We start from the raw sequence: 23,393 nt of genomic DNA on the forward strand, positions 1-23,393 counted from the left end.
CAACCGGATTTTTCTCCCGCGCAGCGATGGCGGGAAGCCGGCTCATGTGGCGCGCTCCCATGCGCGGCAGCTTTGCGGCCTTACGCGTACGGAATCTGCGCGGATCAAAGCGTTGCTGCCGATAGCCTCTTTCCGTCGCGTCGCGCGAGCTGCAATTGTGACGCGGTCAGGCGGCGGCTGAACCTGCGCAGGATGTTGCCCTCATCCCGGTGACAGGGAGATGTCATGCCACGCTCCCGGGCGATGTATTTTCCGGCAGAAGCCGGACAGCCGGTCGTCAGACGTGGGGCCCTTGCCGGGGTGCCGCTAGTCGCGGATGCCGGAAACTCCGGAAAAATGAGAACCGCGCCTGGCGTTCATGTGCCGGTCGTCATGGCCGCGTACTTTCAGGTTTTACTTGATGTCCGGGAAAGGGGCCTGCGCTCTGCCAGTGCGGGTTTGGGTGATGCTGGCTGGCTGCGGAGCGCGACGGATACGCGCTGCCGGCTCCGGCCAAAACCCTGTGGCCGGTTGCATATTTCGCGGTACCCGCAGCAGACCGCCATCGCGCTCTTCATGTCAGGCCCGAAACGATGATAGGTGTAACGGACGGTGGACGGGGCCGCCCGCCTTCTTTAACACCCATTGGCTTCAGGCGCGCTGACCCGACATCACGACCCGGGGCGCTGCGCCAGCCGCAGATCACAGACCAGTAAGGGAAGACAAGACCATGACCTCCGCACCTTTTCCCGCCGCGATGGAAGCCACGCTGGCGGAGATTCTTCCCGCGCTTCGCGAAACCCGTCAGGATCTGCATCGCCATCCCGAGATCGGTTTTAAGGAAGTGCGCACCGCCGCCATGGTGGCTGAGAAGCTGCGCGCTCTGGGGCTGGAGGTCACCGAAGGCGTTGGCGGCACCGGTGTGGTGGGCACGCTGCGCGCCGGCACGGGCAACCGCGCCATCGGCTTTCGCGCCGACATGGATGCGCTGGCGATGACGGAGGCGACGGGCCTGCCGCATGCCTCCACCATCGACGGCATGATGCATGGCTGCGGCCATGACGGCCACACCACCATGCTTTTGGGCGCGGCCGAGGTTCTGGCCCGCAATCCCGAGTTTTCCGGCACCATCCATTTCATCTTCCAGCCGGCCGAGGAAGGGCTGGGCGGCGCCCCGGCCATGATGCGCGACGGTCTGTTCGAGCGCTTCCCGGTCGATGCGGTCTATGGCCTGCACAACAAGCCGAACCTTCCCGAAGGCTCGTTCAATGTCGCGATTGGCCCGATGCTCGCCGCCGCCGATATCTACACCGTGACCTTCGGCGGGCAGGGTGGCCATGGCGGCTCCGGCCCGCATCTGTCGATCGATCCGACGCTGGCCGCCGCGCAGTTTGTCATGAACCTCCAGTCGATCGTCGGCCGCAACCTGTCGCCCTTCGATCAGGGCGTGGTCAGCGTCGGCCATATCGGCGGCGGCAACTACGATGCGCCCAATGTCATCCCCTCGAAGGTGGTTATCCGTGGCACCACGCGCTCCTTCAAACCCGGGACGCGCGACCTGATCGAGCGCCGGCTGAACGAAATGGCGAAGGCGGCCGCCGACGCCTACGGCACCACGCTTGAGGTGGATTACAACCGCATGTTCCCCTCGCTGCACAATCCGGAAGAATCGACAAGCCGTATTGCAGAGGCGCTGCGTCAGCGCTTCGGCGATGCGCGCGTCGATGACCGCGCATCGCCCGGCATGGGCGCGGAGGACTTCGCCTATATGCTTGAGCAGTCGACCGGCTGCTTCTTCTTCCTCGGTGCCGGCGACGGTCCGGCCCTGCATTCGGACCGCTATGATTTCAACGACAAGCTGATCGGCGACGGCGTGCGCTACTGGCTGACCGTGGCGCTCGAAGAGCTGCGTGCATGAACCAGCGTCAGCTGATGGCGTTTCGGGCCGCGATGATGCACGGCTCGATCACGGCGGCTGCGAAACGTCTCAACGTCTCGCAGCCGGCTGTCAGCAGGCTGATCGCGGATCTGGAATTCAGCCTCGGTTTTGCGCTGTTCACGCGCCAGACCGGGGGTATCGTGCCGACGCGCGAGGCGCAGGAATTCTTCCGCGAAGTGGACATGATGTTCTACGGCCTCGACCGCCTGACCATGGTGGCCGAGGAAATCCGCACCCTGTCGCGGGCGACGGTGCGCTTCGCCACCCTGCCGATGCTGAGCTTCGAGGTGGTTCCGCAGGCGCTGATGCGGTTCCGCGCGCGCCATCCTCAGGTGCATATGCTGCAGGATGTCTACACATCCGCCCGGGTTCTCGAACTGGTCGCCTCGCGGCAGGTCGAGCTTGGCGTGGCGCAGACCCACAAGCGCCGCGACGACATCGAAATCCTGCACACTTATCACGCGCGCTGCGTGTGCGTCATGCAGCGCGGCCACCGGCTGGCCTCGCGGGCGCGGATCACGCCGGAGGATCTGGAGAACGAGCCGCTGATCATGCTGGCGCGCCACACCATTTCGGCAAGCTACATCGCCAACGCCTTCGCCGACCACGGCATTTCGCCGACCATCGCTGCCGAAAGCCAGCCCTCCTTCGCCGCCGGTTCGCTGGCTGCGGCGGGTTGCGGAATCGCATTTGTGGATGAGCTGACCGCCATGGCGCTGCGCGGCAGGGTTTCCGCCGTTGCCTTTGAACCGGAAGTGCCGTTCGACATCTGCATTCTCAAGCCGCGGGAGACGCCGCTTTCCCGTGCGGCGGCGGGCTTTCTGGCGGAACTGGTCGCGGGCATCGAAACCGCGCTGGCCGGCCGCGCGACCCCATAATATTCAGTTATGAGGTCCTGCACTTATTCTATTTGCCCTGTGCCAGCCACGCCGCCACAGTTAGCCAACTCTGGTGGTTTGAAGCGGAATTCCGTGTTGGGAGGCAGAAATGGCGCATAAGAAACCCGAAGGCTCGTTCGTCGCGCTCGTCACGCCGATGAATGGCGATGGCAGCATCGATTTCGAGGGCTTCCGCACGCTGCTCGACTGGCATCAGTCGCATGGCACCTCCGCCGTGCTGATCATGGGCTCGACCGGCGAAGTGTCGATGCTGTCGCCGCAGGAGCGCCGCGAGATCGTCGAGAAGACGGTGGCGATGAAGCCGGGCGACATGCAGATGTATTATGGCTGCACCGGCAACAACACCGAAACCACCATCGATTATGTGCGCCATGCCAGGGCCGCCGGCGCGGATGGCGCGATCGTTGCCGCCCCCGCCTATATCGGCGCCGACAACGATGCCATCACCGATTTCATGTTCGAGGTTCTCGACAGCGCCGATCTGGCGATGGGCTTCTACAACAACCCGCCGCGCGTCAAGACGGACCTCCACTGGAGCGATCTGCTGAAGCTCGCCCGCCACGACAACATGGTGGTGCTGAAGGAATCGACCACGCGCGTGGGACAGGTGGCGCAGGTCTGCGCGGCAAAGCCCGACATGTCGATCATGTGCTGCTGCTCGCCCAATCTCGGCCTCGTCGTGCCGACCATGTCGCTGGGCGGCCATGGCACGGCCAACATGACCGGCAACATCATTCCCGCCGAAATGGTGACGATCTCGACACCATGGCGCGCGGAAGGCGATGCGGCTGCGTTCCGCGAAGCCTATCTTCGCAACCTGCCGATCCTGCATTTCGTCTATTCGGCCATCAATCCGGTGGCGACCAAGACCATCATGCGCGCGCTCGGCCTGCCTTCCGGCCCGCTGCGCAAGCCGCTCCAGCCGCTGGCGCCGGCGGCGCTTCAGGCCGGTCTCGACGCTTACCGGGCGCTCGGTCTGGACAAGAAGTACGGCCTCTCGATCAGTCCGGCTGCGATCGCGGCCGAATAACCGCACACCGGCGGCTGCACGCCGGGGAAGGGGAGCACGACATGGAACTCGGACTGGCTGGCAGGAAGGCGCTGCTGTCGGGAGCGAGCAAGGGCATGGGCAAGGCCTGTGCGCTGGCCGTCGCCCGCGAGGGCGTCGATGTCACCATGGTGGCGCGCACCGCCGGGACACTGGAAGCCGCCGCCGCCGAAATCCGTGCCGCGACCGGCGCGAAGGTGACCACCGTCGTTGCCGACATCACCACCGAGGAAGGCAGGGCGGCAGCGCTTGCCGCCTGCCCCGAGCCGGATATCCTTCTCAACAATGCCGGCGGCATGCCGCCCGGCGATTTTCGCGAGTGGAACCGCGACGACTGGATCAGGGCGGTGGACATGATGATGCTGCCGCCCATCTTCATGATGAAGGCAACGGTCGACGGCATGATGGAGCGCGGCTTCGGCCGCATCGTCAACATCGCCTCGCGCAGCGTCAAGATCGCCCATGCCGAGCTTGGCCTGTCCAATGGCGCGCGCTCCGGCCTGGTCGGTTTTTCCGCCGGCCTCGCGCGCCAGACCGTGGGCCGCAACGTCACCATCAACACGCTTCTGCCCGGCATTTTCGACAGCGACGGCCAGCGCGAGCATGTGGCGCGCATGGCCGAGACCAGCGGTCGCGCCTATGACGATATCTGGGCATCGCGGGCCGCGGGAAATCCGGCCGGACGCTTCGGGCGGCCGGAAGAGATCGGCGCCTATTTCGCTTTCCTCGTCAGCGCGCATGCCGGTTTCATCACCGGCCAGAACCTGCTGATCGACGGCGGCGAGTATCCGGGAACCTACTGACCATGCGGCGCGGGGCAGGGTCATGAGGATTGCGGTCGCCGGTTTCCAGCACGAAACCAACAGCTTTGCCGGCACGGTTGCCACGCGCGCCGATTTCGACCGGCCGGGCGGCTGGCCGCCCTTCTGCACAGGCGCGGACATGGCGGCGATCATCGCGCCTTCCGGCACCCCGGCAGCCGGGGCGATGGCGGAGGCAGCACAGTCCGGCGTCGGGATCGTGCCGCTTTTGTGGTGCATCGGCCTGCCCTCCGGCCCGGTCGAGGATGCCGCCTTCGAGGATATTGCCGCCGACATCTGCGCGCGCTTCCGCGGGGCGCTGGATCAGGGACTGGACGCGCTTTATCTCGATCTGCACGGCGCCATGGTCACGCCGTCTTTCCCCGATGCGGAGGGCGAGCTTCTGGCGCGGTTGCGGCGCATCGCGCCGGCGCCGTTCCCCATCGCCGCTTCGTTCGACCTGCATGGCAACATTTCCGAAAAGATGGTGCGCGACTGCACCCTGCTGGAGTGCTACCGCACCTACCCGCATGTCGACCTGCGCGAAACCGGGGCGATGACCATGCGCCGGCTGATCGGCGTGCTGAAAGGCGCGCCCGTGCCTGCCATGGCCTACCGCGCCGTGCCCTTCCTTGCCTCCATCAACGATCAGTGCAGCTTCGTCGAGCCGGTGCGCAGCCTGCTTGAGCGCGGCGCGCAGTTCGAGAAGGCCGGCAAGATCGAACGGGTCAGCCAGTTCTTCGGCTTTCCGCTGGCCGACATCGCCATCTCCGGCCCGTCCATCGTCATTCAGGGGCCGGATGCAGCAAAGGCGGAAGCCGTTGCCGACGCCATGCTGGCGGCGTGGATGCAGGCTGAGGCGCGTTTCGCCACGCGCCTGCCTCAGGCGTCTGAGGCGGTCGCGGAAGCAAAGCGTTTGGCCGCCTTGCCCGGCACCGGCCCGGTGGTCATTGCCGATACGCAGGACAATCCCGGCGGTGGCGGCACCGGCGACACCACCGGCATGCTGCAGGCGCTGATCGAAGGCGGGGCGCAGGGCGCGGTGCTGGTTCATATCGCCGATGCGGATGCCGCCGAGGCCGCCCATGCGGCGGGCGAGGGCGCTGTCGTGGATATCGCCGTCGGTGCATCGCTGTCGGCCCGTTTCGGCGCGCCGGTTGCGGGCCCATGGCGAGTTGTGAAGCTTGGCAGCGGCAGTTTCACCGGCGTCGGCCCCATGTACAGGGGCAACGCCATCGCGCTCGGCAAGGTGGCGCTTTTGGAGCGGCGGGGCGTGCGCGTCATCGTCGCGCCGCGCAAGATGCAGGCCTCGGAGCCCGGCCTGCTCCTGCATCTCGGCCTCGATCCGCAAACGCTTCCCATTCTGGTGGTGAAAAGCTCGGTGCATTTTCGTGGCGCCTATCAGACGATGGCGCGGGCCATTTTGCCGGCACTGGCGCCCGGCGCAGTCGAGGCCGACCTGTCGCGGCTCGATTATCACAACGTCCTGCGTCCCCCGGCGCGCAATCACAGTCACTCAACAGAAGAGGTCAGCCCGCTATGACGATTTTTCGCAGCTTCACCCGCGCCCTTGGCCTCTGCACCGTGCTGGTTGCAGGCGCTGCCCTGACCGCTCCGGCACAGGCAGGCCCGGAAGACAAATCCATCACCATCGGCATGGGCGAGGATTTCCCGACCCTCGACGGCTATGTGAACACCTCGCGCGATGGCGTGGTCATCACCATGCATCTCTATGACGGCCTCATCTATCGCAATCCGAAGACCTTCGCCTATGAGCCGCTGATCGCCACCTCCTGGGAGCGCATCGACGATCTGACATGGGAATTCAAGCTGCGCGAAGGCGTGACCTTCCATGACGGTTCGCCGCTGACCGCCGAAGACGTTGTCTTCACCCTCAACTACTGGGCAGACCCCGCCCATGGCGCGCGCTCGCAAGGCTCGGTGTCGTGGATCGACCGCGCCGAGGCGGTCGACGACCTGACTGTCCGGCTGATTTCCAAGACGCCGTTCCCGGCCGCGCTCGAATTCGTGGCCGGATCGCTGCCCATCTATCCGTCGGATTATTTCCAGTCCGTGGGCCCGGAGGTTTTCGGCCAGAAGCCGATTGGCGCCGGCCCCTACAAGCTGGCTTCCAACGAAGGCGGCACCATCAGGCTGGTGGCGCATGAGGGCTACTACGAAGGCGGCGCCAAGCGCACGCCGTCCATCACCACCGTCAACTGGCGCATCATTCCCGATACGGCCACACGCATCGCCGAAGTGATCGGCGGCGGCGTCGACTGGATCTGGAACGTGCCCTCCGATCAGGTCGAGCAGCTTGAAGTCGTCCCGACGCTCGACGTGGCGCTCGCCTCCACGATGCGCATTTCCATGGTGGCGCTGGATGCGGCCGGGCGCACCGGCGACACGCCGCTGAAGGATGCGCGCGTGCGTCAGGCGATCAACCACGCCATCGACCGCAAGACCATCGTCGAAAACCTCGTCGGCGGCGATGGCGAACTGCTCAACGCGCCGTGCCACCCCTCGCAGTTCGGCTGCGATCAGTCGGCGGCGGTGGTCTATGACTACGACCCTGAAAAGGCGAAGGCGCTGCTGGCCGAAGCCGGTTTCGCCGACGGCATTACGGTCAAGCTCGGCAGCTACCGCGACCGTGCGCGCGCCGAGGCGGTGCAGTCCTATCTGGCGGCTGTCGGCGTCAGGGCCGAACTCGAAATGCTGCAGGCGAGCCCCTCCTTCTCAAGCTGGCGCGAGGGCAAGGTCGGCATGTGGTACGGCGACTGGGGTTCGTTCTCGATGGCCGACAGCTCTGCCTCCATCGGCTCCATGTTCGACGGATCGAGCAATGACGGCGCCCGCGACGAGAAGGTGATCTCGCTGGTCAAGGAAGCGTCGTCGGAGCTTGATGAGGACGCCCGCAAGGCGAAATATGCCGAGGCGATCCGCATCATCACCGAGCAGGCCTACTGGGTGCCGATGCACACCATCGTCATGGGCTATGCCTATACCAACACGCTTGCATTCGAGCCGACGCTGGATGAACTGCCGCGTTTCTTCGACGCAAGCTGGAAATAGGCGCTGACAAGGGCCCATCGCCGCGCCATAGGGCTACGGGCGTGCAAAGACGGCGCGCCCGATAAGTCCACGCGGCCAGACCGGCAGGGACGGCGCCTCTGACCCTGCCAGAGCATCGGGCCGACGCGCGGTGATTGCGTCGAAGCATAAGGCCTGAACGTTTCTGCGGTTCGAGTGAAAGCAGAAAGTTCAGGCGGCGTGATTGCGGCCCCGGGCAAGAGGAGACGGCAAGCGGGATGCTGACCTATCTGATGAGGCGGGCCACCATGGCGGCGGTGGTAATGGTGATCGTATCGGTCATCTGCTTCGTGCTGAGCAATGTGGCCTCGGACCCGGCGGTCGGCATTGCCGGCGCGCAGGCGACCGATGCCGACCTTGCGGTGGTGCGCCAGACCTACGGCCTCGACCGGCCTTTGCCGGTTCGCTATGCCGAATATATCGGCAATCTTTTGCAGGGCGATTTCGGCACCTCCTATCTCGCCAAGCGGCCGGTGCTGGAGATGATCCTTGAGCGGCTGCCGGTGACGGCGCTGCTGGCCTTCCTGTCGATGGCGCTGGCGCTGGCTATCGCGCTGCCGCTCGGCTGCGCGGCGGCGCTGTGGCCGAACACGCTGGTCGACCGGCTGTCGCAGGTTCTGGCCGTGACCGGTCAGGCCATTCCCAATTTCTGGGCCGGCCTGCTGCTCATTGTTGTGTTCGGCGTGCAGCTTCGCTGGCTGCCCATTTCCGGCTCCGACACGCTGGCGCATTTCGTGCTGCCGGCGATCACCCTTGGCACTTTCGCCATGCCGCCGCTGATGCGGCTGATCCGGGCCGGCATGATCGAGGTCCTCGCTTCCGACTATATCCGCACCGCGCGCGCCATGGGCATCCGGCCCTTCGCGCTGACCTTCAAATATGCGCTGAAAAATGCCGTTTTGCCGGTCATCTCGCTGGCGGCTGTGCAGCTCGGCTTCATGCTCGGCGGATCGATCGTGGTGGAATCGATCTTCGCCCTCAACGGCGTCGGCTATCTGGCGTGGCAGTCCATGTCGCGCTCCGACATGCCGGTGATCCAGGCGATCGTTCTGCTGATCTCGATGATCTACATCGTGCTGACGCTGGCCGCCGATCTGCTCAACGGCATCATGGATCCCAGACTGCGGGGAGCACGCAAATGACGGCGCTGTCCGCGGCACCGGCCCTGCCGGAAGAAGAGCTTGTCCGCCGGCCGGGTTTCTGGGCGAAGGCTCGGCGTCATCGCACCTTCGTGTTCTCCGGCATCATCCTGCTCGCCATCCTGCTGATCGCGATCTTCGCGCCGCTGCTTGCGCCGCATGATCCCTTCATGCAGAGCATCGCGCTGCGGCTGAAGCCGCCCTTCTGGCATGACAAGACGGTGGCGGAACATCTGCTCGGCACCGATCAGCTTGGCCGCGATTATCTCAGCCGCCTGATCTATGGGGCGCGCATTTCGATGGCCATCGGCATTGGCGCGACGCTGATGTCGGCGCTCATCGGCATCACGCTCGGGCTTCTGGCCGGCTATTATGGCGGCTGGATCGACACGGCGATCTCCACCGTCATCACCACGCGCCTGTCGATGCCGATCATCCTGATCGCGCTGGCGGTGGTCGCCATCGTCGGTCCTTCGCTCACCGTCGTCATCGTGGTGCTGGGGCTGCTTTTGTGGGACCAGTTCGCGGTGGTGACGCGCGTTGCCACCCAGCAGGTGTGCACGCGTGACTATGTCACCTCTGCGCGAGTTCTGGGCTGTTCCGTCGGCCATATCCTGTTTCGCGAAATCCTGCCCAATATCCGCGCCCCGCTGATGGTGGTGGCGACGGTGGAAATGGCGCATGCCGTGCTGCTGGAGGCGGCGCTGTCCTTCCTCGGCCTCGGTGTTCAGGCGCCGCTGCCCTCGTGGGGGCTGATGCTGTCGGAAGCAAAGACGGCGATGTTCTTCAGCCCGTGGCTGATCGTGCTGCCCGGCGCATGCCTGTTCATTCTGGCGCTGGCCATCAATCTGATGGGCGATGCCATGCGTGACCTGACGGCGGGAGGGCGCGGCTGATGCTGCTCGATGTGCACGACCTTCACGTCACCTTGCCGGATCAGGGCCGCAAGCTGCGGGCGGTGCGCGGCGTCGACCTTTCGGTGGCGGCGGGCGAAACGCTGTGCCTCGTCGGCGAATCCGGTTGCGGCAAGTCGATGACGGCGCTCGCCCTGATGGGGCTTCTGCCGCGCAAGGCTGAACGCCGCGCGGCGCGTCTGCGGCTTGGGCTGACCGATCTTGGCGGTCTCTCGGATGGCGCCATGTCGGCGCTGCGCGGACGGCGCATGTCGATGATCTTTCAGGAGCCGATGACGGCGCTCAATCCGGTCTTCACCATCGGCGACCAGCTCTGCTCCGTCTACCGGCGGCACACCCGCGCCAGCGGGGCCGCGGCGCGGGCGCGCGCCATCGAGGTGCTGGAGAGCGTGGGGCTGACCAATGCAGCGCTGCGCATGCGGCAATATCCGCATCAGCTTTCGGGCGGGCTGCGCCAGCGTGTGCTGATCGCCATGGCGCTGATCTGCGAGCCCGAGCTGATGATCTGCGACGAGCCGACCACGGCGCTCGACGTGACCACGCAGGCCCAGATCCTGCACATTCTGAAAGAGGCGCAGGCCGCCCGCAACATGGGCATGATCTTCATCACCCATGACCTCGGCGTCGTTGCCCGCATCGCCGACCGGGTCGCCGTCATGTATGCCGGGCGCGTGGTGGAGGAAGGCACGCGCGAAGCGGTGCTGCGCCATCCGGCCCATCCCTATACGCGCGGCCTGATCGCCTCGGTGCCGAAACCGGGCCAGGGGAATCTGGAGGGTGGGGAGCCGGGCCAGACGCGTCTTGCCAGCATTGCCGGCAATGTGCCGGCCTTCCATCAGGAGGATGCGCGCTGCCCCTTCCTGTCGCGCTGTTTGCAGCGCATGGATGTGTGTGCCGAAACGCCGCCTCCGGTCCGGCAGGCGCCGGCGGGACAGAGCTTTGCCTGTCATCTGCTTCCCGGATGGGTGGAAAGCCGGGCGGCAGCCGTGGAGAAGCGCGCATGACCATGCTTCTCGAAGCCCGCGACCTGACCCATGTCTACACGATCCGGCAGGGGCTGCTCGGCAGGCCGGCTCCGCTGCGCGCGCTCAACAACGTATCGCTCAGCATAAAGCGGGGCGAAATCCTCGGCATCGTCGGCGAATCCGGCTGTGGCAAGAGCACGCTGGCCCGCATTCTTCTGGGACTTGAGACGCCGACCTCCGGCACGGTTCTGCTCGAAGGGCGGCCGGTCGGCGACTATCCGCGCCGCGAGCGCGCGCTGGCGGTGCAGCCGGTGTTTCAGGACCCCTATGGCTCGCTCAATCCGTCCATGTCGGTGGAGGAACTGATCGCCCTGCCTCTGCATGTGCATGGCATCGGCAGCCGCGCCGAGCGGCGCAGGCGCACCGCCACCATGGCCGATCAGGTCGGCCTGCCGCGCCGCGCTCTTGCCGCGCGTCCGGGCGAGCTTTCCGGCGGCCAGCGCCAGCGCGTCGCCATCGCGCGCGCCCTTGTCGCGGGGCCGAGGCTGGTGATCTGCGATGAGCCGACATCGGCACTCGACGTGTCGGTGCAGGCGCAGATCCTCAACCTGCTGCTCGACCTGCGCGCCGAGCACGATGTCGCCATGCTGTTCATTTCGCACAATTTGTCGGTCATTGAGCACATGGCCGACCGCATGATGGTGATGTATCTGGGCCGGGTGGTGGAAACCGGGCCGACGCGGGCCATCTTCGCGCGCCCTCACCACCCCTACACGACCGTTCTGCGCGATGCGGTGTTCAGCCCGCAGGATGATGGTGGCGTGCCCGATCTCGGCCTGCGCGGCAATTTCCCCAATGCGATGGATGTGCCGTCGGGCTGCGTGTTTCATCCGCGCTGCGGCTTCGCGCATCCGAATTGCAGCGAGGTGGAACCGATGCTGAAAACCCATGGCGGCGATGACCGGACCTGCGCCTGTCATTATCCCCTGACCGCCGGCCCCTGATTGCCGGCCCTGATTCACAGGGTAGTGCTTCAGGCAGGCCGCGCTGCGGATCGGCTCAGGCTTGCCGGCAGGCGCTGCCGCAACCGCGCATCGACGCTTTGAAAAGAGGCAGGACGGCCGTTTCGTCGCCTGCCGCAAACGGGTTTTTGCATGATCGACATGGTTCTCAGCTGGCCGGGTCTGGCGGCGGCAATCGCCTTGCTTGTAGCCGGCGCCATTCAGGGCTCGACCGGCTTCGGCTTCAACATGCTGGCCGCACCGCTTCTGGCCCTGATCGATCCCGCTCTCGTTCCCGGCCCCATGCTGATGCTTGCCACCATCGTCAGCACCGGCGGCGCATGGCGCGAGTTCGATGACGTCAACCGGCGCGACCTCGGTTACTCGCTGAGCGGCCGGGTTCTGGCGGCCTCGCTGGCCGCTTTCTGCATCGGCCTGATGTCGCCGCAGGTGTTTTCGGCGCTGTTCGGGCTGGCGGTGCTGGCCGCCGTGGTGCTGAGCCTGAGCGGGCTGAACATCTATCCCACGCCGCGCAATATCTTCACCGCGGGCACCGTGTCCGGTTTCATGGGCACGCTGACCTCGATCGGTTCGGCGCCGATGGCGCTGGTCTACCAGAATGCTGAAGGCGCGCGGATGCGCGCCACGCTCAACGCCTTCTTCGTCGTGGGCGGGCTGATCTCGATTGCAGCACTTGCGCTGGCCGGACGCTTCTCATGGCATGATGCGGGCATCGCCGTGCTGCTGACGCCGCCTGCCATGCTGGGTTTCCTGTTTTCGGGCTGGACCCGGCGGCTGGTCGACAAGGGGCAGGTGAAGCGGCTGGTTCTGGCCGTGTCCACGCTGTCCGCCGCAGTCCTTTTGTGGCGGGCGATTTTCTGAAGCACGTCGCAAACAGCCGGAACTGGCTCAAACGCAGCATCCGCGAAGGTCCGTTGTTTGCCTGAAGGCTTCGCCTCCGCGTGCCGCCTATGGCTGTCGTCGTCCGTCGGCACACACCTCGCGCACGATGCCGCGCAGCCAGCGGTGGGCGGGATCGGCGTCGAGGCGCGGATGCCAGGCGAGCGAAATCGCCAGCGCATCGGTTTTTACGGGCAGGTCGAACGTATGAAGGCCGATCCGGGCCGGCGTGGTCAGCCGTGCAGGCACCGCCGCCACATGGTCGGAGGTGCGCGCGATGGCCAGCGCATCGGCGAAATTCGCGACGGCGATGGTCACGCGGCGGCTGAGGCCGAGCGCTTCAAGCGCCGTATCGATCGGCCCTGAAAAGCGTCCGCGCCGCGAGACGGAGATATGGGGAAAGCCAGCGAAAAGCTCCGGCGTCACCGTGTCGGTCAAGGGATGGCCGGAGCGCACCACGCCGACGAAACGGTCGTGGAACAGCGCCTGAAGGCGGATTTCCGGCCCCGCCGCGCCGATCACGCCAATATCGACATCGACGCGCCCTTCACGCAGGGCCTCTATGTTCTCCTTGTCCTGAGGAGCGAAGCGCAACCGCACGCAGGGCGCTTCGCGGGCAACGCGGGCGGCGAGCCCGGCGCCGAAGCTCAGCACGAAACTGTCGCTGGTGCGGATGACGAAGCTGCGCTCCAGCCGTGCGAGATCGAGCTCGTCCTCACCGCGCACCAGCGCCTCGGCCTCGGCGACCAGCATGCGCAGCCGTTCGCGCAGGGCTTGCGCGCGCGGCGTCGGCACCAGCCCGCGACCGGCCCGCACCAGAACCGGATCGCCCAGCAGATGGCGGATGCGGGCAAGCTGGCGGCTCATCGCGGGCGATGAGAGGTTGAGCCGCTGCGCCGCTCCGGTGACGCTGCCCTCGGAAAGCAGGGCATCCAGCGTCACCAGCAAATTCATGTCGGGCGGCGCGCTGCGGCGTCCTGAACCGGATTTCGTTGGCATGGCGGGCACCATCAATTCATGCATTTTGCGCAATTCTATAGCGGAGGGATTGCGTACTGCGCAATTGGGGCTATGCGACTGGCACAGGAAGATCTTAGCCGTCTTGCATGTGTTTCCGGCACTGGCGGGGTTTTCAGAACGCGGGGTCAGGAAAATGAAATTGCCTGTGCAGAAAACAATCCGGAAACTGGGCAGGCCTTGGGGAGGAGGCAGCGCCTGTTCTCCTGTGGCCGCATTCGTCGCTGGCCTGGCGAGGATCTGCGTTGCCTAAGGGGAGGATAGACATGTCCGCAAAAGAACCGGCTCAGGCCGTGGCTCTGCATCGCTTCAGGCTGACTCAGGAAGGCGTGGTCTCGCTGATCGCGCTGACATTGTTCGTCGCTTTTGCGCTGTTCCTCAACAATTTCCTCACCCAGGGCAATCTTCTGACCCTGCTGAAGAATGTCGCCATTCTCGGCACGCTGGCTGTCGGAATGGGCTTCGTGGTGGTCGGGCGCGGCATCGACCTGACCATGGTTGCCGTCATGGTGGTGGGCGTTGCGTTCGCCATCTGGCTGACAAGTCAGGGTTTCGGCTTTGGCCAGGCGGTGCTGATCGGCGCCGTGCTGGTCGCCTGCTGCGGGCTGATCACCGGCATCCTGATCGCCATCGCCGAAGTGCCGCCGATCTTCGCCACCCTTGCTATGGCCTCCATCGTCTATGGCGGCGGCCGCGTCGCCTTCAGTTCGGACGTGCTTTATGCGCCGGGCGGGATCGGCTGGCTGATGGCCATCGGCTCGGGCACCTTTCTCGGCATTCCCTATTCCATCCTGATCCTTGCCGGCATCGCGGCGCTGATAGCGCTGTTCCTCAGCCTCACCCGCTTCGGCCGCTTCATCTACGCCACCGGCGACAATCCCCATGCGGCGCGCACCATGGGCCTGCCGACGCGCCCCGTGCAGATCAGCCAGTATGTGGTGGCGGCGCTCATCGCCTATGCCGCCGGCATTCTGATGACCGGCCTCGTCTCGGGCATCAACACGAGGCTCTACAATTCGACCCTGATCTACGATGTGCTGCTGGTGGTGGTGCTGGGTGGCATAAGCCTCTCGGGCGGTCAGGGCGGCGTGCGCAACGTTCTGGTCGGCACGGTTCTGGTCGGCATTCTGATCAACGGCATGACGATCATGAATTTCAGCTACACCAGCCAGAACCTGATCAAGAGCGTGATCCTGCTGGCGGCGCTGGCACTGGATGCGGTGATCAATCCCCGTGATGAGCAGACGTCGCAAAGCGGCGACATCTGACCGCAATCTGACCGCACGGGGCCTTTCAAGACAAAATCAGTGAGGAGAAAAAGCATGTCTGTTCTGAAGAAAACCGCGCTTGCCGGTCTGGCCGCCGCTGCGCTGTTTATGGGAATTCCCGCCAAGGCCGCCGAAATTGAGCAGGTCGGCCGCGCCGCCTATCTGGAGGCCATGGCAGGCAAGAAGGTGATCTTCGTGCCGCTCTCGCAGGGCATGGACCTCAACCAGGCCTGGACCGCGGTCTGGCAGCGCCACGCCGCCCGCTACGGCTTCAGCTTTGAAGTCCGCGATCCGAACATGGACACCGCCGCCGGCATCCGTGCGCTGCAGGGCGCGGTCGCGGAGAAGCCGGACGTGCTGATCGTGCAGAACCCCGACGTGCAGACCTATGCGCGGGCGCTGAAGCAGGCGCAGGATGCCGGCATCAAGATCCTGCAGATCAACATGCAGTCGATCACCCAGACCGACAGCTATGTCGGTAATGACTGGATCGAGATGGGACGTCTGGAAGCCGGCGAGCTGGCCCGCACCTGCCTCGCGCCCGGCGCGCCCTCGGGCAAGATCGTCTGGCTGGCCGGCGTCCAGACCGGCGCCGCCAACATCTATATGCGCGAAGGCCTCAACCAGATTCTGGCCGAGAACCCGGGCCTTGAACTGGTCTCCGACCAGCCAGCCGATTACGACAGCGAAAAGGCCCGCCAGATAACCGAAACCGTGCTGCAGCAGCATCCGGACCTGTGCGGCATCATGGGCATCTGGGACAATGCCGAGGTGGGCGCCGGCGCTGCCGTGCTGGCGGCCGGCAAGCAGGATCAGGTGACCATCGTCACCAATGGCGCGGGCGCGCACACCGCCTGCGAGAGCATCGAAAAGGGCCTGCTCGACGTCGTCTACAACTTCAACGCACCGATCCAGGCCGAGATCGCCGCGCAGCAGATCTCCGAGTTCCTGCAGAACCCGGATCGTGTCGCCGGCTCGGAAAAGACCGTCTTCTTCGGTCCGATCACCCGTGTCGACAAGTCGAACGCCAGCGGCCGCAACTGCTGGACCATCGATCAGCTGAAGTAAGGACGAGGGCAGAATGAGCCTCAGCGAAAGCCTTGTCCGGTTGCGTTACCGGGTGTTTCCCGATCACGTTCTGGGCGAGATTCTCACCAAGAAATGGGTGGACAGCGCAATCCCCTTCGCCGCTCTGGTGCTGGTGATTGCGATCTTCGGTCCGATCGTGCCGCGCTTCTTCCAGTTCGGCACGATTTCCCTGCTCTCGGGCGAGATGGCCGAGCTGGGGCTCATCGTCCTTGGCCTGACCGTCGTGATGATTTCGGGCGGCATCGACCTGTCGGTCGGTTCCACCTTCGCGCTGTGCGTCACCACCGCGCTCTACATGATGAACGTGCAGGGGCTCAGCCTCGGCGGCGGGCTGGCGGCCACGCTGGCCGTCGGCGCGGTCTGCGGCGCGATCAACGGCTTCATGGTCGGCATCCTGAGGATGCGGGCGTTTCTCACCACGCTGGTGACGCTGATCATCTTCCGGTCGGTGTTCGATATCGTTTTTCCGCAGATCTCGACCGACATCGTGATGAACTACCCGCAGTCGCCCGCCTATGACGCGCTTGGCATGGGGCATCTGCTCGGCCTGCCGATCTCGTTCTGGGTGATGGCCGCCGTGGCGCTGGTGCTGCACATCGTGCTGTCGCGCGGCCGGTATGGCTGGCGTCTGCTGGCGGTGGGCGGGGCGCGGCGCTCCGCGCACAATGCCGGCATCAATGTGCGGTGGACGGTGTTTTCCGCCTATGTGCTGTGCTCGGTGCTGGTGGCGCTGGGGGCCTACCATTTCTCGGCGCGCATCGGTTCCGCCGCCTCCGACATCGGCGCGGGAATGGAGCTTCAGGCGCTGACCGCCACTGTGCTGGGCGGCATCTCGCTCGGCGGCGGCCGCGGCTCGGTGGCCAAGGCGCTGATGGGCGCGCTGTTCGTGCTGATCCTGTCGACCTCGCTGCTGGCGCTGGCCATTCCGGGGCCGGTGAACGCGCTGATCCTCGGACTGGTGCTGGTGAGCGCGGTGTTCCTCGACGTGCGCTGGGTCAAGAACCGCCACAAGCTTCTGCGCGCGGTCTATATCTCGCCGACCTTCAACAAGCTGCCGCCGGCGATCTCGACCACGGTCGGCCCGCTGGTGCCCAACGACCGGCTGCGCGCTTCCGAGCCGATCGGCCTTGGCATCATGGATGGCGCGGAGGATGCCATCTTCGACCGCGACGGCAATCTCTACACCGGCTCGCGCCATGGCGATATCATGCGCTGGTTCGGGCCCGACTACACACGCTATGAAATCTTCGCCCATACCGGCGGCGCGCCGCAGGGCATGGCCTTCGACGCGACGGGCAATCTCGTCGTGTGCGTGGGCGGCATGGGGCTCTATCAGGTCTCGCCCGAGGGCGAGGTCAGGCTGCTGACGGCCGAGACCAACCGCAGCTGGACCTCCATCGCCGATGACTCGGTGATGAAGCTGGCCGACGACTGCGACATCCTCCCCGATGGCCGCATCATCTTCTCTGAGGCCACCGTGCGCTTCGAGATGCATGACTGGTACGCCGATGCGCTGGAAAGCCGGGGCAATGGCCGGCTCATCGTCTACGATCCGAACACCGGCACCACCCGCACCATTCTGAGCGATCTGATTTTCCCCAACGGGGTGTGCACCTCCTATGACGGCGAGTCGGTGCTGTTTGCCGAAAGCTGGGCCTGCCGCATCAACCGCTATTACTATGCCGGGCCGAAGAAGGGCCGGCTGGAGCGGGTGATCGAGGGTCTGCCGGGCTATCCCGACAACATCAACCGCGCTTCGGACGGCACCTACTGGCTGGCGCTGATGGGCTCGCGCACGCCGGCGCTCGACCTGTCGCTGGAAATGCCGGGCTTCCGCCGCCGCATGGCGCGCCGGGTCTCGCAGGACGCCTGGCTGATGCCGAACCTGAACACCGGCTGCGTGCTGAAGTTCAACGAAAAGGGCGAGATCCTCGAAAGCTTCTGGGATCTGGGCGGCACCCGCCACCCGATGATCACCTCGATGCGCGAGCATCGCGGCACGCTCTATCTGTGCGGCATCTTCAACAACCGCATGGGTGCGCTCAAACTGCCCGATGCCGATCAGAACTGGTGCGGCGTCGACAGCTACTGGGGGAAGCCGGCATGAACGCGATCCGCCGTTTCATTGACCGTCGCCTTGGCAGGGGCGAAGCCGCGATCACCGTGCCGGTGCTCGACGGGCCGCTGATGCCCAATGCGGCGCTGGACGAGGCCGGAATTTTCGCCGAGCTGGCTGGCGCCGACAACATCGTGCTGTGCGGCAAGGGGCTGGTGGCCTCCTCGGGCGGACGCGTGCTGCGGCTGGGTCCGGCCGGACAGGAGGGCGAAGAGCTTTTCGCGTTCGACAATGACGTGTCGGCGCTTGCCTGCGGCAAGGGCATGCTCGCCATCGGGCTGGACGGCAAGGGCGTGACCATCCGCGGCGGCAGCCATGACGGCAGGACCTACGACATGGCCGAAGGGCCACGCCATCCGACCTCGCTGGCCTTTCTCGACGCCGACACGCTGCTGGTGACGGAGGGCGCCTCAACGCGCCGCGCCCGCGACTGGCGTCGCGACCTTATGGAAAAAGGCGCTTCGGGCAGCCTGTGGCGGCTCAGCCTTGCCAGCGGTGAAGCCACGAAAATTCTCGGCGGGCTGCGCTGGGCCGGCGGCGTCGCCGCCACCGGCTCGCAAAAGGTGTGGCTGGCCGAAAGCTGGCGTCACCGCATTCTGTCGGTCGACCTCACCAGCGGACGCATGGAGCCTGCCCTTGAACATCTGCCGGCCTATCCGGCGCGGATTGCGCCGGCGGTGGATGCCGGCTTCTGGCTGAGCTTCTTTTCCGTGCGTAACCAGCTTGTCGAATTCATCCTGCGCGAACCGGCCTATTGCAGGCGGATGCTGGCCGAGGTTCCCGAGCCGTTCTGGATGGCCCCGGCGCTGGCTTCGGGCCTGTCCTTCTCAGAGCCGATGCAGGGCAGCCAGCTGCGCCGCATGGGCGTGACCAAGCCTTTCGCCGAAACGCGCTCCTACGGGCTGGTGGTGCACTGCTCTGCGCAGATGAAACCGCTGCGCAGCTTCCATTCGCGCGCCGACGGTTCCGCACATGGGTGCGTTGCGGCGGTCGAGCATGGCGACGACCTGTTCGTCGCCTCGAAAGGTCATGGCAAGGTGCTGCGCCTTGCCGGCGTGGCGCGGGAGGCCTGAAGATGGAAACCGTGGTCGAACTCACGAATGCCACGAAAAGCTTCGGCGGGATCGCGGCCTTCCGGTCGATGGATTTCACCCTGCGCCGTGGCGAGGTTCACGCGCTTCTGGGCGAGAACGGCGCCGGAAAATCGACGCTGACCAAGGTGATCGCCGGCGTCTACAGGCTGAGCGAGGGGGTGATGACCCTCGACGGGCGCGAGGTGAATTTCTCCTCGCCGGCCGAAGCGCTGAAGAACGGCGTGGTGATGGTGTTCCAGGAAACCAATCTGGTGCCGGCGATGACGGTGGCGCAGAACATCTATCTGGGTGACGAAAAGATGTTCAACCGCCTGCGCGGCCTCTACATCGAGGCGCGCCAGTTTCTGGTCGGCATGGGGTTTCAGGTCGATCCGACCGCGCAGGTCTCGACGCTTGGCGCGGCGCAGAAACAGATGGTCGAAATCGCGCGCGCCGTTCACCACAATGCCCGCGTCATCATCTTCGACGAGCCGACCGCCACGCTGACGCCGGAAGAGAAGCGGCATTTCTTCATGCTGGTGGAACGGCTGAAGGCAAAGGGCGTCGCCATCGTCTTCATCACCCACGCGCTGGAGGAGGCGCTTGAGGTTTCCGACCGCATCACCATCCTGCGCGACGGCCTGCTTGCGGCCACCGGCGCGGCCGGCGAATTCACCCGCGAGAGCATCGTTCACGCCATGGTCGGGCGCAATCTCTCGGCCAGCCTCCACGGCAGCGGCAGGCGCAAGCCCCGGCCGTATGGCGAGAAGGTGCTGAGCGTGGAGAACCTGTCCTGCGGGGCCATGGTGCGCAACTCCTCCTTCTCGGTCTTCGGCGGTCAGGTGACGGGCATCTTCGGCCTTGTCGGTGCCGGGCGTTCCGAAATGGCCAAGGTGGTGGCCGGCGTTCTCAAGCGCGACTTCATGCATGGCGGCGAAGTGCGTCTGAACGGCCGGCCGGTGCGCTACCGCGTGCCGCGCCCGGCCATGCGCGACGGCATCGTCTACGTCACCGAAGACCGCAAGTTCGACGGTTTCTTCGAAACCATGACGGCCGGGCAAAACATCCTGCTTGGCGAGCTGTCGAAGAAGTCCAATCCCCTGTCGGTGGTGTCGCCGCGGCGGGCGATGGAGCTGGCGAAGGAATGGGGCGAGCGGCTGCAGCTGAAGCAGATTTCGGATCGGGCGCGCATGATCGAGCTGTCCGGCGGCAACCAGCAGAAAGTGGTGATCGCCAAGTCGCTGATCCAGGAGCCGAAGTTGATCATTTTCGACGAGCCGACGCGCGGCGTTGATGTGGGCGCCATCGTCGAGATCCACCAGCTGATCCACGATCTCGCCGATCAGGGCCTGGCCGTGGTGGTGATTTCCTCCTATCTGCCGGAGATCATGGCGGTGTCCGACCGCATTCTGGTGGCCAAGCGCGGCAAGATCGTCGAGGAAATGATGGCTCTTGACGCGGATGAGGAAAAGATCATGTTCGCGGCCGTTCACTGAGCGGTCCTGCATACGGGCTGCCGGCGGTCGGCGTTCGTGATCCCGGCCTCAAGACAGGGAGCCGGAGATGGCCGCGAATAACGTCAATCTGAAGCTGTTGCAGACCTTTCTGCTGGCCGCCGAACATGGCAGCTTCCGCCGCGCCGCCGAGGAGAGCAACCGCTCCCCGTCGGCCGTCTCCATGCAGATCCGCGATCTGGAGGCGCAGGTGGGTATGAGCCTGTTCATCCGCACGCCGCAGCGCGCCAATCTGACGCCCGAGGGCAGGGTGCTCTACGAGCAGGTCAGCAACGCCATGGCCGAAGTGCAGGCGGGGCTGGCGCGGCTGTCGGAAGTCGCGGCGCAGCGGCGCGGCCATGTGAAGATCGCCTGCGCGCCCACCCTTGCCTCGACGCGGCTCGGGCGCATTCTGGCGACCTTCAAGCTGCGCTATCCCCGCAGTCTGGTCGACGTGAAGGAAACGCCGCCCACCGCCGCCCTGACGCTTCTCCAGGAACAGGAGGTGGAGCTTTATATCGGACCGGAGGTGCCGGGCCTCAGCGATTTCCAGTTCGAGCCGATCCTCGAAGATCATCTGGTCGCCTGCGTGCCCGCCGATTTCGATGACGGCGCACAGAGCTTTCTTCTGTCGGAAGTGGCGAATTATCCGCTCATCCTGCTGGACCGGCAGACCGCCAGCCGCGCCCTGATCGATCGCATCAGCGCCGATCAGAACCTGACGCTCAACATGCAGTATGAGGTGCAGAACGCCTACACGGCGATCGCGCTCGCCTCGGCCGGGCTCGGGGTGGCGCTGGTGCCGGAAATCGCGGTGCCGATGTTGCCGGCGGCCGAATTCCGGGTCGTACGGATCGCCGATCCGCAATCCAGCCGCTCGGTCGGCATCCTGACCGCCAAAGGCTATGTGCAGCACAGCTATTCGGAACAGCTTATCGAGCTGATCCGCACCGAGCTTTGCCGGCCCTGATGACGGCCGCGACGTCCGCGCGCTGGCAGTGTCCGCGGCTCAGTCGGTGTTGATCCAGATCGCCTTGGTCTGGAGATATTCATACATGTGCTCCAGCCCGCCCTCGCGGCCATAGCCGGACATCTTCATGCCGCCGAAGGGCACCGCCGGGTCGATGGCGTGGTACATGTTCACCCACACCGAGCCGGCGCGAATACGCCGCGAAAGCTTGTGCGCGGTGCCCAGATGGTTGGTGAAGATGCCGGCGGCAAGACCGTAGGGCGTCGCATTGGCGCGCTCCACCACCTCGTCCAGCGTGTCGAACGGCAGGGCGGAGATGACGGGGCCGAAGATTTCCTCGCGCGTGATGGTCATCGCATCGGTAACGCCGCCGAACACGGTCGGGGCGATGTAATGGCCGCCCTCCAGCCCCGGTGCTTCATGGCGCGCACCGCCGGTGAAGGCGCGCGCGCCTTCCTCGATGCCGAGGCCGAGAAACCCTTCGATGCGCTGGCTCTGGCGGGCGGAGATGATCGGGCCGATCTCGGTGTCCGGATCGATGCCGTGGCCTATGCGCAGCCTGCCCGCAAAGTCGGCGACGCGGGCGACGAATTCGTCATGGATCTCGCGGGCGACGAAAAGCCGTGAACCGGCAATGCAGATCTGGCCGGAATTGGCGAACACCGCCATGGCGGCTACGGGCACGGCCTTGTCCATATCGGCATCGCGGCAGACGATGACCGGGGATTTGCCGCCCAGTTCCAGCGAAACATGCTTCAGCGTGCCGGTGGCGGCGCGGGCGATGGCCTGGCCGGTGGCGGTGGAGCCAGTGAACACGATCTTGTCGACGCCCGGATGCGCGGCCAGCGCCGCGCCTGCATCGGCGCCATGGCCGGTCACCACATTCAGCACGCCGTCCGGCAGGCCGGCCTCGGCCATCAGCCGGGCGATCAGCAGCACCGTCAGCGAGGCTTCTTCCGAGGGCTTGAGAACCACGGTGCAGCCGGTGGCGATCGCCGGAGCGATCTTCCAGACCGAGCCGGCGATCGGCGCATTCCACGGGATGATGGCGCCGACCACGCCGATCGGCTCCTTCACGGTCTGCGACAGGATTTCGCCGGGGAACGAATTCGGGATGGTCTGGCCGTGGATGGCCACCGCCTGTCCGGCATAGAAGCGCAGCATGCCGAGCACCCGGCGCGAATTGGCGAGCGTGCGCGCAATCGGCATGCCCATGTCGAGCGTGTCCGACAGGCACAGCGTTTCCCATTCCGCCTCGAAACGCTCCGCGATGCGCAGCAGAAGGGCCTGCCGCTCAAAGGGCGTGAATTTCGACCACGGGCCATCGAAGGCGCGCCGCGCGGCCGCGACGGCTGCGTCGATGTCGGCGGCGGCCCCTTTCGGCACCGTTGCCAGCAACGCGCCATTGGCGGGGTTGCGGGCATCCATCACCTCGCCGGAAGCCGCCGGCACCCATTTCCCGTCGATGAACATCGGACGGAAGCCGCCATCGTAAAGGGCAGCGGCGCGGCTTTTCCAGTCAGTCATGTTTTTCCCCGGAGCACGGCATTATCGGTGCAACATGAGCCACGCGGGCGCGCATCTCAAGGAAGGAAACCTGATTGCGCGTTCAGATAATGCGACTGTTACCGGCCATGGCTTTCCAGCATTCTGAACATCGGTTTTTTGCGTGAAGACGACCCGCAGGAGTGAC

General features: G+C 65.5%; 19 protein-coding genes. 17 read left to right on the forward strand and 2 right to left on the reverse strand.

The features are described from left to right. Window positions 1-709: 709 nt before the first annotated feature. The 11 genes from AC5XE7_RS03400 (at window position 710) to AC5XE7_RS03450 (ending at window position 12,656) form a co-directional block, all read left to right on the forward strand. Window positions 710-1,897, forward strand: coding sequence for an amidohydrolase (locus AC5XE7_RS03400; RefSeq protein ID WP_495364795.1), 1,188 nt, complete (start codon window positions 710-712; stop codon window positions 1,895-1,897). Further along, a complete protein-coding gene (locus AC5XE7_RS03405; protein ID WP_495364796.1) occupies window positions 1,894-2,796 on the forward strand; it encodes a LysR family transcriptional regulator in 903 nt (300 codons plus the stop codon). Before AC5XE7_RS03400 ends, AC5XE7_RS03405 begins: the two co-directional genes overlap by 4 nt. 109 nt (window positions 2,797-2,905) lie before the next feature. Beyond that, window positions 2,906-3,847 (forward strand): dihydrodipicolinate synthase family protein, encoded by a 942-nt coding sequence (locus tag AC5XE7_RS03410; protein WP_183832114.1) that lies wholly within the window; start codon window positions 2,906-2,908, stop codon window positions 3,845-3,847. A gap of 41 nt (window positions 3,848-3,888) precedes the next feature. Beyond that, complete coding sequence (locus AC5XE7_RS03415; protein WP_495364797.1) at window positions 3,889-4,668, forward strand: SDR family oxidoreductase; 780 nt, start codon at window positions 3,889-3,891, stop codon at window positions 4,666-4,668. A 22-nt stretch (window positions 4,669-4,690) separates the two neighbouring features. Beyond that, window positions 4,691-6,208 carry a M81 family metallopeptidase gene (locus AC5XE7_RS03420; protein ID WP_495364798.1) on the forward strand — a complete coding sequence of 506 codons (1,518 nt, stop codon included), beginning with the start codon at window positions 4,691-4,693 and terminating at the stop codon, window positions 6,206-6,208. Then, window positions 6,205-7,737, forward strand: coding sequence for an ABC transporter substrate-binding protein (locus AC5XE7_RS03425; protein ID WP_495364799.1), 1,533 nt, complete (start codon window positions 6,205-6,207; stop codon window positions 7,735-7,737). Before AC5XE7_RS03420 ends, AC5XE7_RS03425 begins: the two co-directional genes overlap by 4 nt. A 236-nt stretch (window positions 7,738-7,973) precedes the next feature. Next, entirely contained in the window at window positions 7,974-8,897 is a 924-nt protein-coding gene (locus AC5XE7_RS03430; RefSeq protein WP_183832118.1) for an ABC transporter permease, read from the forward strand. Then, the gene (locus tag AC5XE7_RS03435; protein WP_495364800.1) at window positions 8,894-9,790 is read left to right on the forward strand and encodes an ABC transporter permease; all 897 of its coding nucleotides are present in this window, start codon (window positions 8,894-8,896) and stop codon (window positions 9,788-9,790) included. The genes AC5XE7_RS03430 and AC5XE7_RS03435 overlap by 4 nt, the downstream gene beginning before the upstream one ends. Beyond that, window positions 9,790-10,812, forward strand: coding sequence for an ABC transporter ATP-binding protein (locus AC5XE7_RS03440; RefSeq protein ID WP_495364801.1), 1,023 nt, complete (start codon window positions 9,790-9,792; stop codon window positions 10,810-10,812). The genes AC5XE7_RS03435 and AC5XE7_RS03440 overlap by 1 nt, the downstream gene beginning before the upstream one ends. Further along, window positions 10,809-11,777, forward strand: a complete 969-nt coding sequence (locus AC5XE7_RS03445) for an oligopeptide/dipeptide ABC transporter ATP-binding protein (protein WP_495364803.1) — start codon at window positions 10,809-10,811, stop codon at window positions 11,775-11,777. Before AC5XE7_RS03440 ends, AC5XE7_RS03445 begins: the two co-directional genes overlap by 4 nt. Before the next feature lie 150 nt (window positions 11,778-11,927). After that, window positions 11,928-12,656, forward strand: a complete 729-nt coding sequence (locus AC5XE7_RS03450; protein ID WP_495364804.1) for a sulfite exporter TauE/SafE family protein — start codon at window positions 11,928-11,930, stop codon at window positions 12,654-12,656. An 87-nt stretch (window positions 12,657-12,743) separates the two neighbouring features. On the opposite strand, the gene AC5XE7_RS03455 is transcribed toward AC5XE7_RS03450, so the two are convergent. Continuing rightward, window positions 12,744-13,673, reverse strand: a complete 930-nt coding sequence (locus AC5XE7_RS03455) for a LysR family transcriptional regulator (RefSeq protein ID WP_495364805.1) — start codon at window positions 13,671-13,673, stop codon at window positions 12,744-12,746. 284 nt (window positions 13,674-13,957) lie between these two features. Between AC5XE7_RS03455 and AC5XE7_RS03460 the strand changes: the two genes are divergently transcribed. The 6 genes from AC5XE7_RS03460 to AC5XE7_RS03485 all read left to right on the forward strand — a co-directional run bounded on the left by AC5XE7_RS03460 (window position 13,958) and on the right by AC5XE7_RS03485 (window position 21,700). Next, the gene (locus AC5XE7_RS03460; RefSeq protein ID WP_183832124.1) at window positions 13,958-14,959 is read left to right on the forward strand and encodes an ABC transporter permease; all 1,002 of its coding nucleotides are present in this window, start codon (window positions 13,958-13,960) and stop codon (window positions 14,957-14,959) included. Between the two features lie 54 nt (window positions 14,960-15,013). Then, the gene (locus AC5XE7_RS03465; RefSeq protein WP_183832125.1) at window positions 15,014-16,027 is read left to right on the forward strand and encodes a sugar ABC transporter substrate-binding protein; all 1,014 of its coding nucleotides are present in this window, start codon (window positions 15,014-15,016) and stop codon (window positions 16,025-16,027) included. A 13-nt stretch (window positions 16,028-16,040) separates the two neighbouring features. Further along, entirely contained in the window at window positions 16,041-18,155 is a 2,115-nt protein-coding gene (locus tag AC5XE7_RS03470; RefSeq protein WP_495364806.1) for an ABC transporter permease, read from the forward strand. Next, complete coding sequence (locus tag AC5XE7_RS03475) at window positions 18,152-19,237, forward strand: SMP-30/gluconolactonase/LRE family protein (RefSeq protein ID WP_495364807.1); 1,086 nt, start codon at window positions 18,152-18,154, stop codon at window positions 19,235-19,237. The genes AC5XE7_RS03470 and AC5XE7_RS03475 overlap by 4 nt, the downstream gene beginning before the upstream one ends. A 2-nt stretch (window positions 19,238-19,239) precedes the next feature. Next, window positions 19,240-20,733, forward strand: coding sequence for a sugar ABC transporter ATP-binding protein (locus AC5XE7_RS03480; protein ID WP_495364808.1), 1,494 nt, complete (start codon window positions 19,240-19,242; stop codon window positions 20,731-20,733). 67 nt (window positions 20,734-20,800) lie between these two features. Continuing rightward, window positions 20,801-21,700 carry a LysR family transcriptional regulator gene (locus tag AC5XE7_RS03485; RefSeq protein ID WP_183832129.1) on the forward strand — a complete coding sequence of 300 codons (900 nt, stop codon included), beginning with the start codon at window positions 20,801-20,803 and terminating at the stop codon, window positions 21,698-21,700. Window positions 21,701-21,739: 39 nt separating this feature from the next. On the opposite strand, the gene AC5XE7_RS03490 is transcribed toward AC5XE7_RS03485, so the two are convergent. Beyond that, window positions 21,740-23,227 carry an aldehyde dehydrogenase family protein gene (locus AC5XE7_RS03490; RefSeq protein ID WP_495364809.1) on the reverse strand — a complete coding sequence of 496 codons (1,488 nt, stop codon included), beginning with the start codon at window positions 23,225-23,227 and terminating at the stop codon, window positions 21,740-21,742. Between the last annotated feature and the right edge of the window lie 166 nt (window positions 23,228-23,393).

The organism is Aquamicrobium sp. YD-1-mutant5 (assembly GCF_059509755.1).

Coding starts and splice junctions, on each gene's coding strand:
- AC5XE7_RS03400 (WP_495364795.1), top strand. CDS start 710: ATGACCTCCGCACCTTTTCCCGCCGCGATGGAAGCCACGCTGGCGGAG.
- AC5XE7_RS03405 (WP_495364796.1), top strand. CDS start 1,894: ATGAACCAGCGTCAGCTGATGGCGTTTCGGGCCGCGATGATGCACGGC.
- AC5XE7_RS03410 (WP_183832114.1), top strand. CDS start 2,906: ATGGCGCATAAGAAACCCGAAGGCTCGTTCGTCGCGCTCGTCACGCCG.
- AC5XE7_RS03415 (WP_495364797.1), top strand. CDS start 3,889: ATGGAACTCGGACTGGCTGGCAGGAAGGCGCTGCTGTCGGGAGCGAGC.
- AC5XE7_RS03420 (WP_495364798.1), top strand. CDS start 4,691: ATGAGGATTGCGGTCGCCGGTTTCCAGCACGAAACCAACAGCTTTGCC.
- AC5XE7_RS03425 (WP_495364799.1), top strand. CDS start 6,205: ATGACGATTTTTCGCAGCTTCACCCGCGCCCTTGGCCTCTGCACCGTG.
- AC5XE7_RS03430 (WP_183832118.1), top strand. CDS start 7,974: ATGCTGACCTATCTGATGAGGCGGGCCACCATGGCGGCGGTGGTAATG.
- AC5XE7_RS03435 (WP_495364800.1), top strand. CDS start 8,894: ATGACGGCGCTGTCCGCGGCACCGGCCCTGCCGGAAGAAGAGCTTGTC.
- AC5XE7_RS03440 (WP_495364801.1), top strand. CDS start 9,790: ATGCTGCTCGATGTGCACGACCTTCACGTCACCTTGCCGGATCAGGGC.
- AC5XE7_RS03445 (WP_495364803.1), top strand. CDS start 10,809: ATGACCATGCTTCTCGAAGCCCGCGACCTGACCCATGTCTACACGATC.
- AC5XE7_RS03450 (WP_495364804.1), top strand. CDS start 11,928: ATGATCGACATGGTTCTCAGCTGGCCGGGTCTGGCGGCGGCAATCGCC.
- AC5XE7_RS03455 (WP_495364805.1), bottom strand. CDS start 13,673: ATGCCAACGAAATCCGGTTCAGGACGCCGCAGCGCGCCGCCCGACATG.
- AC5XE7_RS03460 (WP_183832124.1), top strand. CDS start 13,958: ATGTCCGCAAAAGAACCGGCTCAGGCCGTGGCTCTGCATCGCTTCAGG.
- AC5XE7_RS03465 (WP_183832125.1), top strand. CDS start 15,014: ATGTCTGTTCTGAAGAAAACCGCGCTTGCCGGTCTGGCCGCCGCTGCG.
- AC5XE7_RS03470 (WP_495364806.1), top strand. CDS start 16,041: ATGAGCCTCAGCGAAAGCCTTGTCCGGTTGCGTTACCGGGTGTTTCCC.
- AC5XE7_RS03475 (WP_495364807.1), top strand. CDS start 18,152: ATGAACGCGATCCGCCGTTTCATTGACCGTCGCCTTGGCAGGGGCGAA.
- AC5XE7_RS03480 (WP_495364808.1), top strand. CDS start 19,240: ATGGAAACCGTGGTCGAACTCACGAATGCCACGAAAAGCTTCGGCGGG.
- AC5XE7_RS03485 (WP_183832129.1), top strand. CDS start 20,801: ATGGCCGCGAATAACGTCAATCTGAAGCTGTTGCAGACCTTTCTGCTG.
- AC5XE7_RS03490 (WP_495364809.1), bottom strand. CDS start 23,227: ATGACTGACTGGAAAAGCCGCGCCGCTGCCCTTTACGATGGCGGCTTC.